Genomic DNA, 14,723 nt, shown 5'->3' on the forward strand with positions numbered 1-14,723 from the left:
AGGCGCTAAGGCACAAATATTATTAAAACAATAACTTCGTGCCTATGTATCTTTACAGCAAAACAAAAAAAACTTTGCGCCTTTGTGCCTTTGCGGCAAAAACCAAAAAACTTATCTTTACAAAATGGTATTAGTAACTGGAGGAACTGGTTTAGTCGGCGCACATTTATTACTTCATTTAATTGAAAATGGAGAAAATGTTCGGGCTGTTTATAGAAGTCAAAACAAAATCGACAAAACAAAATCGGTTTTTGATTTTTACAAAAAGAGTCATTTATTCGAAAAAATCAATTGGCTTGAAGCCGATATTTTAGACGTTCCCTCTCTTGAAAATGCCTTTATTGATATTACACATGTTTATCACTGTGCCGCTTTAATCTCATTTGATCCGAAAGAGGAAGAAAAGCTTAGAAAAACAAATATTGAAGGAACTGCAAACATGGTCAATTTTTCGATTGCCAAAGAAGTAGAAAAATTTTGCTTCATCAGTTCAATTGCTGCTTTAGGAGATATTGCACCGCACGACACTTATATCACAGAAGAAACAGACTGGAATCCAGAAAAACCGCACAGCGATTACGCCATTTCTAAATATGGTGCAGAAATGGAAGTTTGGCGCGGACTGCAGGAAGGTTTAAATGTTATCATTGTAAACCCCGGAGTTATTTTACCGCCGATACAAATGATGACTATTTTTGAGGAGGGAAGTGTCGAAATATATAAAAAAGTTTCTAAAGGACTTCCGTTCTACACACTCGGAAGCACTGGTTTTATTTCTGTTGATGATGTTGTAAAAACTACTCTTGAATTAATGAAAAGCGTCATCAAAAATGAGCGTTTTACATTAATCTCAGATAATATTGTTTTCAGGGATATTTTGAATACCGTTGCAGACACTCTAAAAGTAAAAAGAGCCCATATTCATGCCAAACCTTTTTTCATGAACCTATTATGGATTACTGACGGAATATTTTCAACTTTATTTTTCAGACAAAGAAGCATTACCAAAGCAACTGCAAAAGCTTCGTACTCTAAAAATCTCTACAGTAATGAAAAAATAAAAACCGCTCTAGGAACGGTTTTTATAGATATTCATCAATATATTAAAGAAAGTTCTAAACTATAACTTTCTTCTATTTATTCTTTGCGCCTTTTTTATAGAATCAATATTAATTTTTGAAATTATTTTTTTAACTGAATCTTTCGAAACTTCTTTCAATTCTTTAGGCTTATTTTTCTTTTCTTTTGCTGCTTTTTTCTCATCGATTTTCGCCAGAGAATCTGCTGCTCTTTGATTCACGGCCAATCTCTTGTTTACGGCATCAAACATATCTTTATAACTCTCATAATCAGAAGCATAATACATATTATTCTGTGCAAACTGCAGACTATCTACTTTGTATTTTTTCAAAATAAACTTTGTCGGATCACTATCTACAGAATCTAAGGACAATGGTTTTTGATACCTCATTGCTTCCAAAAGAGACAAATCGTACATAATATCGACCATCTTCTCCTTGTCGATAAGCTTTGCAGGTTGTTTTACGATCTCTTTTTTACAGCTTATAGAAAGAAACAAAACCAGTAGTATTACTATAAAATTCTTCATAGTCGTTTTTTATCTGTCAAACAATAATCTTTTACCTGCTCTTGTATCTTTTACTTTGAAATTATTATATACTAATTCCCCGTTTACAAAAGTATGCGTAATTCTAGATTTGAAAGTAAAGTTTTCAAAAGGCGACCAGCCGCATTTGTATAAAATGTTTTCTGGTTTTACACTCCAAGGCAAACTTGGATTTACAATAACCAAATCGGCGTGATATCCTTCTTTAATAAATCCTCTTTTTTCAATTTTGAAAATCTTAGCCGGATTGTGGCACATTTTTTCCACTATCTTTTCTACGCTTATTTTTCCTTGATGATGTGCTTCAAACATTGCCACAACAGCATGCTGTACAAGCGGCCCTCCAGAAGGCGCATTTAAATACGACTGCATTTTTTCTTCTTTTGTATGAGGCGCGTGATCTGTAGCAATTACATCAATTCGTCCGTCATTCAAAGCTTTCCAAAGTTCAGCACGATCTTCTGCCGTTTTTACTGCCGGATTCCATTTTATAAAATTACCTTTTGTTTTGTAGTCTTCATCTGTAAACCACAAATGATGCACACAAACCTCAGCAGTAATTTTTTTATCTTCTAACGGAATTTTATTCGTAAACAATTCCATTTCTTTCGCAGTGGAAAGATGGAAAATATGAAGTCTTGCTCCAGTGCGTTTCGCCAAAGCTACCGCTTTTGAAGAAGAAATATAACAAGCTTCAGCACTTCTAATTAAATTGTGAGCCGTTACTGGAACATCTTCTCCGTATTGATCTTTAAAAGCAGCAAGATTATTTTTAATGGTAGTTTCGTCTTCACAGTGCACCGCAATTAACATTGGTGTACTTGAAAAAATTCTCTCTAAAACAGCCTCATTATCCACCAGCATATTTCCTGTTGAAGAACCTAGGAAAATTTTAATTCCTGCAACATTCTTTGGATTCGTTTTTAAAACTTCTTCCAGATTATCGTTTGTTGCACCCATCATAAACGAATAATTCGCAAATGATTTCTGAGCTGCAATTTGGTATTTATCTTCTAAAATTTCTTGAGTAACGGCATTCGGAACTGTGTTTGGCTGTTCGATAAAAGAAGTGATCCCCCCCGCAACAGCTGCGCGAGATTCAGACTCAATATCTCCTTTATGCGTTAATCCCGGCTCTCTAAAGTGAACCTGATCGTCTATTGCTCCCGGCATTAAATAACTGCCTTCAGCATCTATTACAATACAATCTGATGTTTTTAACGAAATGCTGTCTGCAATTTCAACAATCAAATCATTTTCTATTAAAACATCCCCTTCAAAAATTGTCCCTTCGTTTACAATTTTGGCATTTTTTATTAAAATCCTGTTCATGATGGCTGGTTTATAATGAATTGACTAATTTTCTTAATCTAAGCGAAATTACTCCAAGTATAGCTTCCTTAATAATAGCATTACTCATTTTAGAAACTCCTTTTGTTCTATCTGTAAAGATAATAGGAACTTCTGTAATTTGAAATTTTGCACAGTATGTTCTGTATTTCATTTCGATTTGAAATGCATACCCCACAAATTTGATTTTATTTAAATTGATTTTTTCCAGAACTTCTCTTTTGTAGCATACAAATCCTGCAGTTGCATCATGAATCTTCATTCCAGTAATAAATTTTACATAAACAGAAGCAAAATACGACATCAAAACGCGGCTCAAAGGCCAGTTGACAACATTTACCCCAGTTACATAACGAGAACCAATTGCAAGATCTGCACCACCAAAATGGCAGGCATCATACAATTTTTCAAGATCATTTGGGTTGTGTGAAAAGTCAGCATCCATTTCAAAAATAAATTGATAATCACGTTCTAAAGCCCATTTAAAGCCATGAACATATGCTGTTCCTAAACCTGATTTTTTAGTTCTTTGTTCTAAAAAAAGTCTCTCAGGAAATTCTTCCTGTAATGCAATTACTTTATTTGCAGTATGGTCAGGAGAATTGTCATCAATAATCAGCAGATGAAAAGATTTATGCTGTGAAAGTACTGCTCTTATTATACTTTCTATATTCTCAATTTCGTTATATGTGGGAATTATGACAATACTATCATTCATTTTTTCTCGGTAATTTCACCGCAAAAGTAAACTTTTTATAGCATTTGATTCATAATAAATATATAATAAAAGTATTGCATCAAAAAATTACTAATTTTGTAACGCTATGATTGAACAACTTCATCCTCGAATTCTTGAAAACAAAGACTGGGCAACATTTTTGTTTGTGCTGACCTTTGCTGTTGTTGCCATGACAAAATCTGCTTATGAAACTAGATTCAGTGAATTTAGTAAACTTATTTTTTCTGACAAATACGCTAAAATTTATCGCGACAACAACCATTTAAAAAGCAGCTTTACGGTTGGTTTATTTTTTGTACAAATTGTTTCGTATTCATTTTTTATTCTGCTTACCATGAACATTTTTGGAGAGGCGTCTAAAACCGACTGGATTTTGTTTATCCAGATTGCAACTTTTCTTCTTTATTTCATTTTAGGAAAGTATTTAATTGAGAAAATTGTAGCGGCTTCTTTCAATATTGACGATTTTGTAGAACTATTTAACTTACAAAAAGTAACTTATAGGACCTATATAGGCGTTTTGATCCTTCCAATCAATGCAATTTTGTTCTATTACAATAATATTCCACAAATCATACCGCTTGTAATCATTGGTATATCGCTGTGTATTAGTGTATACTCTTACTTTATTTCAATTAAAACATATCAAAACGTAATTATCGGTAAGTTATTTTATTTTATTTTGTATCTTTGCGCTCTTGAAATAGCCCCTTATTATTTTCTATATTATTGGATAACAAAAGGGAGTGCTTAGAAAATGTTTATAATATGAAAGTGAAAACAATTTTGGTGTCACAGCCTGAACCTAAAGTGGAGAATTCTCCTTACTTTGAGCTCCAACAAAAACACAAAATAAAAATTGATTTCAGACCATTTATTCATGTGGAAGGGGTTAGCGCAAAAGAGATTCGATTGCAAAAAATCGATCTTAATCATTACACTGCGATCATTTTAACAAGTCGAAATGCTGTAGATCATTTTTTTAGAGTTGCTGATGAAATGCGTTACAAAGTTCCTGAAGGATTGAAGTATTTTTGTCAATCTGAAGCTGTTGCGTTTTACCTTCAAAAGTATGTTGTGTACAGAAAACGTAAAATTTACGTTGGAGCAAAAGATTTTGCAGATTTATCTCCGCTTATTAAGAAGTACAAAGACGAGAAATTCTTACTTCCTGCATCTGATCAATTAAATGCAGATGCGCCTGTAACATTAAACAATCTTAAAGTAGATTGGGCACAAGCTATTTTTTACAGAACTGTAATGAGTGATTTATCTGACTTAGCTGATGTTTATTATGACGTTTTAGCTTTTTTCAGCCCAACCGGAATTAAATCTTTGTTTAAGAATTTCCCAGATTTCAAACAAAATGATACCAGAATCGCGGTATTTGGAAGCACAACTCAGAAAGAGGCTTTAGATCATGGTTTAAGAATCGATATTCTTGCTCCAACTCCTGAAACTCCTTCTATGACAATGGCTTTAGAAAAATACGTTGCCGAGGCAAACAAAGGAAAATAAAACCTTCAAAAATATACAATTTTTAAAATCCAAATTCCAACTTAATCACTTGGGTTTTGGATTTTTTTCTTTTTAATACCCGTGGTTGAAACCAAAGGCTATATTTTGAATTTGACACAAAACTTCAGGATAAAATTGGAATTTGGAATTTCTCCCGAGGCTTCGGGATTGGAATTTTCTTTTTTATTAGCCTTCCACGGTTGAAACCGCGGGCTATGTTTTTGGAATTTTGGATTCCTAAAACCCAACCCAAATTCTACATTCAATTTATATTCCATAGGAATATTTCATTGGTAGAATAAAATGGATTTGTTTCGTATGTGTCCTGTAGGGACACTTGTTTGCACGAAAAAATAAACCCTTCTCTAATCAAACGTTCCTACGGAACGTAAATTTATAATTCTAATTTAGTTCTACCGACGAGACATTCCTATGGAATGAATTATATCTGATTAACAATATCCCAATTGTGAAATCGAATTGTATCCCTGGTTGAAACAATGGGCTATATTTTGAATTTGATACAAAGCTCCAGGAAAAAATTGGAATTTGGAATTTCTCCCGAAGCTTCGGTATTGGAATTTTCTTTTTTATTAGCCTTCCACGGTTGAAACCGCGGGCTATGTTTTTGGAATTTTGGATTCCTAAAACCCAACCCAAATTCTACATTCAATTTATATTCCATAGGAATATCTCATTGGTAGAATAAAATGGAAATGTTCGTACGTGTCCTGTAGGGACACTTGTTTGCACAAAAATATACACATTCTTTAATCAAACGTTCCTACGGAACGTAAATTTATAATTCTAATTTAGCTCTACCGACGAGACATTCCTATGGAATGAATTGTATCTGATTAACGATATCCCAATTGTGAAATCGAATTGTATCCCTGGTTGAAACAATGGGCTATATTTTGAATTTGATACAAAGCTCCAGGAAAAAATTGGAATTTGGAATTTCTCCCGAAGCTTCGGGATTGGAATTTTATTTTTCATTAGCTTTCCACGGTTGAAACCGCGGGCTATGTTTTTGGAATTTTGGATTCCTAAAACCCAACTCCAATTCTACATTCAATTTATATTCCATAGGAATATTTCATTGGTAGAATAAAATGGATTTGTTTCGTACGTGTCCTGTAGGGACACTTGTTTGCACGAAAAAATAAACCCTTCTCTTATCAAACGTTCCTACGGAACGTAAATTTATAATTCTAATTTAGTTCTACCGAGGAGACATTCCTATGGAATGAATTATATCTAATTAACAATATCCCAATTGTGAAATTGAATTGTGTACCCGTGATTGAAACCATGGGCTATATTCTTAGAACTGGATTCGAAGCTTCCGAATAAATATTGGAATTTGGAATTTTATTTTTCACTCCTCCCAAGGTTGAAACCGCGGGCTATGTTTTGAATTTGATACAAAGTTTCAGGATAAAATTGAAATTTGGAATTTCCCCCAAGGCTTCGTGATTGGAATTTTCTTTTTCACTAGCCTCCCACGGTTGAAACCATGGACTATATTTTGAATTTGATACAAAGCTTCAGGATAAAATTGGAATTTGGAATTTCTCCCGAGGCTTTGGGATTGGAATTTAAATTCTCAAAATTTGGAATTTTCTTTTTCACAGCATTTTAACTACATTTGATTTCTATTCTAAACCCAAATCACAATAAATAGTTTCAAATTATAAGTTATGAAAATCAACTCCCTCTTAATTGAAATTGACGGTATCGACAAGGAAATCCTTCGTTACTTGATGGAAGATGCCCGAAAGCCAATTTTGCAGATTGCCAATAAAATCGGAATTTCCGGCGCCGCAATTCATCAGCGATTAAAAAAACTAGAACAATCCGGCGTTATTTCAGGATCTAAATTTACCGTTAATCCAAAAGTTTTGGGTTACAACACCATGGCATTTGTCGGTGTATACCTAGACAAAGCTTCCCGAAATTCTGAAGCCGTTAAAGATTTAAAAAAAATTCCCGAAGTCTTAGAATGTCATTATACAACAGGAAACTGGTCTGTATTAATTAAAATCATCTGTCGCGACAACGAACATTTGATGCAGCTTTTAAATACAAAAATTCAAGCTATAGAAGGGGTTTCAAGAACAGAGACTTTTATTTCGCTGGATCAGCAAATAGATAGACAAATTCAGCTTTAGAAAAAGAAAATTCTAATCCCGAAGCGTCGAGAGAAATTCCAAATTCAAATTAAAACTTGAACTTATAAATTCATGCTAAACATTCGATCTGAATACAAAACGTTATTCTTTTTTATAACCTATTTCATTATAACTTTTATTTGCACCAAAATTGACCCTGGTGGCCCTTGCGCACCTGGAACTGGAGCATTTCTTTTTTTTCTTGCCATCCCAATAAGCGTAATTTACACTTTAGCTCTTTTTTACAAATTATATAAATCTGAAGACAAACAATATCTTAATTCCATTTATACTCTTGCAGGACTTTGGATTTTACTTTTTCTTTTATTAAAATTAAATGAATAGCAATAAAATAATAAACCCGACAAGTTTTTTAACCTGTCGGGTTTATTATTTAATTTCCAGCTTTGGAATTTGGAGTTTAAAAAATTGGAATTTCTAAATCTTTAGTTCCTCCTGCTTCCAGAATAAATTGAGATATAGTACAACAACGTTGCTATAGAACCAATTGCAGCAACCACATATGTTCTTGCTGCCCATTTTAAAGCATCTTTTGCACCCGCTTGCTCTTCTTGTGTGAGCATATGTTTATTTTCCAACCAAGCCAAAGCACGATTACTTGCATCATACTCTACTGGAAGTGTAATAACCGAAAACAAAGTTGTAGCTGCAAAAATGATAATTCCTACCAATAATAATTGAGGAAAAACTTTAATCATAAGAATTCCAGCAATTAAAATCCATTGTACATAATTCGAAGCGACACTTACAATCGGTACTAATTTCGAACGCATTGTAAGCCATTCGTAACCAATTGCATGCTGCACGGCGTGACCACATTCGTGTGCTGCAACCGCAGCTGCAGCTGCATTACGGTGGTTATAAACTGCTTCACTTAAATTTACTGTTTTATCTGAAGGATTATAATGATCTGTTAACTGGCCTGGTGTCGAAATAACACGTACATCTGTAATTCCGTTATCGGCAAGCATTTTTTCGGCAATTTCGGCGCCGCTCATACCGTTTCTTAATTGTAATTTTGAATACAATTCGAATTTACTCTTCAATTGAGAGCTTACCAGCCAGCTGAACAACATTATAGCTCCAGCAATAATTAGATATCCAGATCCCATATTTCTTTTGTTTTTTTTTGATTTAATATTTAAAGTTACAAAACAAACAGCAAAATACGAACCAATTTAACAAAATGTCATTTTGGCATTTTTATGTCCATTTTGTCTCAATTCAACATATTGTTCTTGAGCAGGAAAGCAATTAATTCTGCTACATTTTTCATTTTATATTTCTGAAGGATATTGCGTCGGTGTGTTTGTACGGTTAAAAAACTCAAAAACAAATCGTCTGCAATTTCCTGAGTCGATTTTCCCTGCGAAAGCAATAAAGCAATATCACGTTCCCTCCTGCTTAGAGCAGGAATACGTTCCAAATCTTCAGACAAGGGCTGACTGATGATCGTTTTTACTTCTTCGCTAAAAACAATTTCGCCCTCAATAGCTTTGTAAATGCAGTTTTTAAATTCATCAAAAGAAGCATTTTTTAAAATATAACCATTTCCGCCATTCTGAATAAACTGCATCACCAAACTCCTTTCAGATTGACTGCTCATGCCGATAATAACAATTTTAGGATGCTTTTGCTTAATCGTTTTACATAAATCAACTCCATTTATTACCGGCAGGAAAATATCCATTAAAATTAGATCGACTTTATTATCTTCTATATATTCTAAAAGCTTTATACCCGATTCAAATTTTTCTACGATTTTTATAGTATCCAATTCCGATAATAATCCCGCTATTCCCGAAATCACAATTGGATGATCGTCTACAATTACTGTTTTATATGTCATTTTTATAGTCTGTAGTTATATCTTCAACTCAATATAAGTTGAAGTTCCTTTATTTATAACCGAATCTATTTCTAATTTACCATTTAGAAATGCAACACGGTTTTTTATATTTCTGAGTCCCATGCCTTCTCGTTTTTCGGCATGTTTTACATTAAATCCAACGCCGTTATCTTCTACAGTGATAAAAAAAACATCTTTATTCTGCGAACAGGAAACCAAAATCTGCGATGCTTTTGCATATTTCAAAGAGTTATTTAAAAGTTCCTGAATAATTCTGTAAATCATTATTTCAAGATGTTGCGGCAGTTTTGCTTTTTTAATTAAATACTGAAATTCCACCGTAGTTTCTGAATTGGAATGCGAGACACACAAATCTTTTAATGCATGTTCAAGTCCCAGTTTCATTAAACTTTCGGGCATTAAATTTTGAGAGATATTACGAAGTTCTTTGATCGAATCGTTGAGCATCTCATTAATATTGGGCCTGTTTTCCTGATTTTCGCGATCTGCAAGGTTCAAATGCATTTTTAGACCAGAAAGCATACTTCCTAATCCGTCATGGAGATCTCTTGCGATTCTTTTTCTTTCGATTTCTTCACCTTGAATCAACGCATTTGAAATAGAAAGCTTCTGCTGATTTTCTAGTGCATTTAATTCTTGCTGCAGATTCACCTCTTTCTGAAAACTTAATTTCTTTTGATAATTACTGTAAAGCCATAAAAACAAAACGGTTAAAAACAATAGAAATGAAAGCACCGCAAAAAGCATTGAATTTAATCGGTTATTATTGACTTGTAAAACTGCCTTTTCATTCTCGGACTGCAGCAAGGAAATCTTTTTCTCGCTTTCCGCCTTCTTGTATTTTGCTTCTAGTTCTACAATTTCGTTTTTTAAATTGGCATCGTTTAAACTATCATTTATAACATTGTATTTATGCGAATAAAAATAGGCTTTGGAATATTCTTTTGTCGCATTATAAACTTTAGACAATTCTTTGTAGTAATTCTTCTTGTCGATAATAAATGGAGTGTTTTTTACTAAATATTCCAAATTGGCTTTTGCTTTATCGTAATTTTTGAGTTTAAAAAGCACTTCATATTCCGCAAATTTCAATCGGTTTAATGCGATGAAATTACTGTGTTTTGCGGCCGAAATGATTCCTTTTTCAAAACTAATAAGCGCTTCGCTGTGCTTATTCTGTCTGGCAAAATAAAGTCCTTCTGAATAGAAATAAGAATCATTTAAATTGGACTCTGGATATTTTTTTAAAATTAAAAAAGCTTTATCCAAAATACTTTTTGCATCATAAAAATGCTTGAGTTCTACTAAATTCTCGGCATTAATAATATAAGTTTCCATTTTGGACTCTCCCAGCGTTGCCGATTTTTTAGTGGTATTTTCGATATATTTCTGGGCTTGATCCAGATATTCCGCCGCTTTTTCCCTTTCGCCATTATTCATAAAAATAATAGCAACCGCTTTATTCAAACCACTGATTAATTCAAAATCGCCACTTCGTTTAGCAATAGGAATTGCTTCATTTACCAGCAATCGCATATACCCATTTTCATTATTCTTCCGTTGCTGCATAATACCGTAATTCTGAAGTATAACAGCCCGAAGTTTGTAGGCTTCTTTGTAACGGTATTTTTTAAGTTTTTCATTGGCTTCTAACAAAGCTTTTTCAAAACCATCTAAATCACCTTTTTCAACAAAACTATAAGCGTTATAATAAAGAGATGCATCTTTTAAGAATGGAGATTTTACTTTTAATCGATTTCCTTGTTCCAGATATTCCTTAGAACTTTTTGCATCCTGAACCATTAAAAACAATTTGGACAATCGGAAACTATTCAAACTTTTAATACTATCCGACTTTACATTTTTTGTCAACTTAACAATACTGTCAATGTAAACGGTATCATCATCTAATGAAAGAATGACCTGAGAATAGGAAACAATTGAAAAAGATAAACAAAATAAAAAGGCGTAGATTTTCTTCATAAATGGGGGGCATTTACTCAAAGTTATTAAAGCTTAATGACTTTCGAAAAAAAAATAACCTTTTTTACCTGATATCAGGTAAAAAAAAATACATTTTATCAGGTATTGATATCTATTTAGTAAGGGTCTAATTTTGTTTAACTATGAATTTTAATTAAAGAATTTTATTATGAAATCGATTTTAAAAACTTTAGCAATTGTATTGACTCTTGCTTTTACAGCAGTTTCTTGCAGCAGCGACAACGACGATAATGGATCAGGAAGCGGTTCAAGAGACGTGAAATATGAAATAACTGGAAATTATACTGGAAAAACATCTGCTACTTATTTTGAAAAAGGCGGAAATGCTTTAAACGAAGACATTACCAGCCTTCCTTGGACTAAAGAGTTTACTGCAGAAGCAAAATCTTTAGGAGCAACATTAAGCGCTAGTGGATACGGAGGTTCTGCAGGACAAACACTAACTGGAAAAATTTACATTGGCGGAAAATTAGAAAATGAATTAACTGCAACAGCAAACAGTGAAGGAATTATCGTATTATCGCTTACACCTTATGTTTTCCCACAATAAATCTTAGTATTAGAATTTAAATTTTTGTTTTTGGTAAAAGTAAAGCTTCGCAATTTTGCGAAGCTTCTTTTTTATAACTCTAACTGATTGTTGATTTCTTCAAACTTTGCAATCAGACTGTTTATTTTTTCCTGGTGTTTTTTAACTTGTTTCGGACGAATATAAAACCAGTTAAAACCAATCCAAAGCAGCGTAACACCATAGGCAATCAAAGCATATAAAACAGTCATTCTGGAAGCATATTCATACATGTACAAGCAGATTCCCACCATCAGCAGTACAAAATACCAGCTTAATACTGTGGACTGCATAAAATTCTGTTTCTTTTTAATCTCAATCAATTGCTGTAAATATTCGTGATTGGTTTGATCGGTATCTATATTTTTATATTTATTCATTAGTTTGTTATAAAAAAATAAATAAAACGCCATGGACAAGATTGCCAAAACGATTCCGATTTTTGTCGAAATAAACTGAGGCTGAAAATAACACCAAATAAAAATAATAAATACAGAGGTTATTGAAAGCAGAATATTAGTAACCCATAAGCCGCGAACTGCCGATTTTTTAAACTGTCTTAATCTCGCCATCAAATCTTCGATATTAGGCTGACTTACGGTTTGTTTTTTCCATAAATCTTTGAAGTCTATATTATTGTTGTCCATTTTCTTTAAATTTTTGAGTCAATTTTTCTTTAATTCTGTGAATTTTCACTCTTACATTTGCTTCAGAAAGTCCCACGATTTTGGCAATTTCTGACTGTCTTACATCTTCTAATTCCAGCGAAATAATGATACGTTCCGTTTCTGGTAATGCAGCAATACATTTGTATAAAAACTGAATTTGAGGTTCTAATGAAATTTGCTTTTCTTCTGAAAGGTGAACAGGCAGATCTGATTTCGGAAAACGTTTTTGTTTTTCAATCTGTTTCAAGCAATTGTTAGAAGCAATTCTGAAAATCCAGGTTCCAATAGAAGATTCATTCCTAAAAGTTTCCAGCTTCTGCCAGACAATTATAAACGTTTCCTGGGTTAAATCCTGCGCTGCATCATAATCGTTTACAAAACCCATGCAAAGCCTGAAAATCCGTTCCCAATATGTTTTATAGATATCTTCGAATTCCATTTTAAGATTTTATAAAATTATTTAATTGTGCCAAATACCATTCTTTATCGTCATACATTATAAAATGCAAACCTTTACCCGCATATTGAAATTTAGCTGTTTTCAGCTTTTCATACTGCCCTTCAATTGCCGGTTTTAAATTTATAAAATAAGATTCTAATAAAATTAATGAAGGACATTTTATAGTCGCAATTCTTTCTCTTAAATCAACATTAAAGAAATCACAATATACTTCTGAGAAAGTTTTACGATCAGATTTTACACTCCAGTCCACAACCATTTCTAGTTTTGAAGTATCTTGCAAAAGTCTTGGCATGGTTTGTTTCTGCATATCATAAAACTGCGTTTCGTTCATCGCTGCCATTTGAGTTACCATCGGAGAACAGTCATTATTTTCTTTTGATTTAAAAGAAGGATCACTCAAAGCTGCCAAACACGGAAGTGCGTCTACAACGACTATTTTACCAATTAATTCCGGATAATCTGAAGCGATTGCCAATGCAAGTCCGCCGCCCATACTGTGGCCAACCAGAATTGGTTTTTCGATTTTATTGTCTTTGATATAATTGGCGATTCCCGCTTTCCAATTTTCAAAAGAAGGATTTGGCTGTGGTTTTACTCCGGCAAATCCGGCCATTGTAAGCGTATAACAAGTAAAATCTTTTTCGAATGCCGCTTTGGTGTCGTTCCAAACATCTCCTGAAGAAGCAAATCCAGGAATGAATATAATGGATTGTTTTCCTTTTCCTGTTTTAATTACTTCGAAAGGATATGATTTTGTTTGTGCAAAAACATTGATACATAATGCAGAAAATAAAAGGGCGATAATTAAAATATACTTTTTCATTTTTTAATAGTTTTAAGTTGTTAATTTAATCGGATCCGCCCTTTGGATACGAGAACTATTAAAATGTTACAACGGAAATGAAAATTTCAATAAAAAAAATCCAAATTCCAATTATGGGGAGGGAAATTCCAATCCCGAAGCCTGGGATAAATTCCAAATTCCAATATGGTGAGGAAAATTCCAATCCCGAAGCCTCGGGATAAATTCCAAATTCCAATTTGAATTCGGGGCGAAAAAGTCAAAGAAATAACGCAATCTCGTCAATCCTGACGGAGGAAGGATCGCACTAGAAGCTCGACAAAGAAAATCTACAGCCATAGTTTTGTCATCCTGAGGAACGAAGGATCACACTAGGAACTCAATAAAGTAATTCCGTAAAGTAAAACAGCCAATCTTTGTCGATCCCCGCGTGTGATCCTTCGTTTCTCAGGATGACAGACTGGAATTAAAAAAATCCCAAATTCCAATTGTGGGGAGGGAAATTCCAATTAAAAAAAATCCAAATTCCAATTTGAATTCGTGGCGGAAAAAGTCAAAGAAATACCGCAATCTTGTTATCCTGACGAAGGAAGGATCACACTAGAAGCTCGACAAAGAAATCTACAGCCATAGTTTTGTCATCCTGAGGAACGAAGGATCACACTGGAAACTCAATAAATTAATTCCGTAAAGTAAAACAGCCAATCTTTGTCGATCCACGAGTGTGATCCTTCGTTCCTCAGGATGACAAACTGGAAGTAAAAAAATTCCAAATTCCAATTATGGAGAGGGAAATTCCAATCCCGAAGCCTCGGGATAAATTATAAATTCCAAATTCCAATTTTACGATTGGGGTTTGGGATTTTTTTTGTGCAGTTGTCATCCTGAGCGAAGTCGAAGGACTTTTGCATTATTAAAG

Annotated in this window: 14 protein-coding genes; 5 read left to right on the forward strand and 9 right to left on the reverse strand. The window is 33.5% G+C overall.

Annotated elements, in window-relative coordinates; translation table 11 throughout:
- The first annotated feature begins 124 nt into the window (after positions 1 to 124).
- A complete protein-coding gene (locus BSF42_RS20395; protein ID WP_095954941.1) occupies positions 125 to 1,126 on the forward strand; it encodes an NAD-dependent epimerase/dehydratase family protein in 1,002 nt (333 codons plus the stop codon).
- Here the strand turns inward: BSF42_RS20395 and BSF42_RS20400 are convergent.
- From BSF42_RS20400 to BSF42_RS20410, 3 genes are read right to left on the reverse strand one after another with little or no spacing between them, the layout of a single operon-like run.
- On the reverse strand, positions 1,121 to 1,609 hold the full coding sequence (locus tag BSF42_RS20400; RefSeq protein WP_095954942.1) for a DUF4296 domain-containing protein: 489 nt from the start codon (positions 1,607 to 1,609) through the stop codon (positions 1,121 to 1,123). The genes BSF42_RS20395 and BSF42_RS20400 overlap by 6 nt on opposite strands.
- 9 nt (positions 1,610 to 1,618) lie before the next feature.
- Positions 1,619 to 2,959 carry a dihydroorotase gene (locus tag BSF42_RS20405; protein WP_095954943.1) on the reverse strand — a complete coding sequence of 447 codons (1,341 nt, stop codon included), beginning with the start codon at positions 2,957 to 2,959 and terminating at the stop codon, positions 1,619 to 1,621.
- A 10-nt stretch (positions 2,960 to 2,969) separates the two neighbouring features.
- A complete protein-coding gene (locus tag BSF42_RS20410) occupies positions 2,970 to 3,695 on the reverse strand; it encodes a polyprenol monophosphomannose synthase (RefSeq protein ID WP_095954944.1) in 726 nt (241 codons plus the stop codon).
- 106 nt (positions 3,696 to 3,801) lie between these two features.
- Here BSF42_RS20410 and BSF42_RS20415 point away from each other — a divergent pair, with 106 nt between their 5' ends.
- From BSF42_RS20415 to BSF42_RS20435, 3 genes are all read left to right on the forward strand, one after another.
- A complete protein-coding gene (locus tag BSF42_RS20415) occupies positions 3,802 to 4,470 on the forward strand; it encodes a DUF4271 domain-containing protein (RefSeq protein WP_095954945.1) in 669 nt (222 codons plus the stop codon).
- Between the two features lie 14 nt (positions 4,471 to 4,484).
- On the forward strand, positions 4,485 to 5,234 hold the full coding sequence (locus tag BSF42_RS20420) for a uroporphyrinogen-III synthase (protein ID WP_095954946.1): 750 nt from the start codon (positions 4,485 to 4,487) through the stop codon (positions 5,232 to 5,234).
- Positions 5,235 to 6,937: 1,703 nt separating this feature from the next.
- Positions 6,938 to 7,408, forward strand: coding sequence for an Lrp/AsnC family transcriptional regulator (locus BSF42_RS20435; protein WP_095954949.1), 471 nt, complete (start codon positions 6,938 to 6,940; stop codon positions 7,406 to 7,408).
- A gap of 446 nt (positions 7,409 to 7,854) precedes the next feature.
- On the opposite strand, the gene BSF42_RS20445 is transcribed toward BSF42_RS20435, so the two are convergent.
- From BSF42_RS20445 to BSF42_RS20455, 3 genes are all read right to left on the reverse strand, one after another.
- A complete protein-coding gene (locus BSF42_RS20445; protein ID WP_095954951.1) occupies positions 7,855 to 8,541 on the reverse strand; it encodes a zinc metallopeptidase in 687 nt (228 codons plus the stop codon).
- Between the two features lie 107 nt (positions 8,542 to 8,648).
- A complete protein-coding gene (locus BSF42_RS20450) occupies positions 8,649 to 9,278 on the reverse strand; it encodes a response regulator transcription factor (RefSeq protein ID WP_253251129.1) in 630 nt (209 codons plus the stop codon).
- 15 nt (positions 9,279 to 9,293) lie between these two features.
- Positions 9,294 to 11,282 (reverse strand): sensor histidine kinase, encoded by a 1,989-nt coding sequence (locus BSF42_RS20455; protein ID WP_095954953.1) that lies wholly within the window; start codon positions 11,280 to 11,282, stop codon positions 9,294 to 9,296.
- A 169-nt stretch (positions 11,283 to 11,451) separates the two neighbouring features.
- On the opposite strand from BSF42_RS20455, the gene BSF42_RS20460 reads away from it, so the two are divergent.
- Positions 11,452 to 11,853, forward strand: a complete 402-nt coding sequence (locus tag BSF42_RS20460) for an MmpS family transport accessory protein (RefSeq protein ID WP_095954954.1) — start codon at positions 11,452 to 11,454, stop codon at positions 11,851 to 11,853.
- Positions 11,854 to 11,924: 71 nt separating this feature from the next.
- Here BSF42_RS20460 and BSF42_RS20465 read toward each other — a convergent pair whose 3' ends face one another.
- From BSF42_RS20465 to BSF42_RS20475, 3 genes are read right to left on the reverse strand one after another with little or no spacing between them, the layout of a single operon-like run.
- Positions 11,925 to 12,518 carry a hypothetical protein gene (locus BSF42_RS20465; RefSeq protein ID WP_095954955.1) on the reverse strand — a complete coding sequence of 198 codons (594 nt, stop codon included), beginning with the start codon at positions 12,516 to 12,518 and terminating at the stop codon, positions 11,925 to 11,927.
- A complete protein-coding gene (locus BSF42_RS20470) occupies positions 12,505 to 12,978 on the reverse strand; it encodes an RNA polymerase sigma factor (protein WP_095954956.1) in 474 nt (157 codons plus the stop codon). The genes BSF42_RS20465 and BSF42_RS20470 overlap by 14 nt, the downstream gene beginning before the upstream one ends.
- Before the next feature lies 1 nt (position 12,979).
- Complete coding sequence (locus tag BSF42_RS20475) at positions 12,980 to 13,825, reverse strand: alpha/beta fold hydrolase (RefSeq protein ID WP_095954957.1); 846 nt, start codon at positions 13,823 to 13,825, stop codon at positions 12,980 to 12,982.
- Positions 13,826 to 14,723 lie beyond the last annotated feature (898 nt).

Source organism: Flavobacterium sp. ACN6, from assembly GCF_002304005.1.
Taxonomy (GTDB): domain Bacteria; phylum Bacteroidota; class Bacteroidia; order Flavobacteriales; family Flavobacteriaceae; genus Flavobacterium.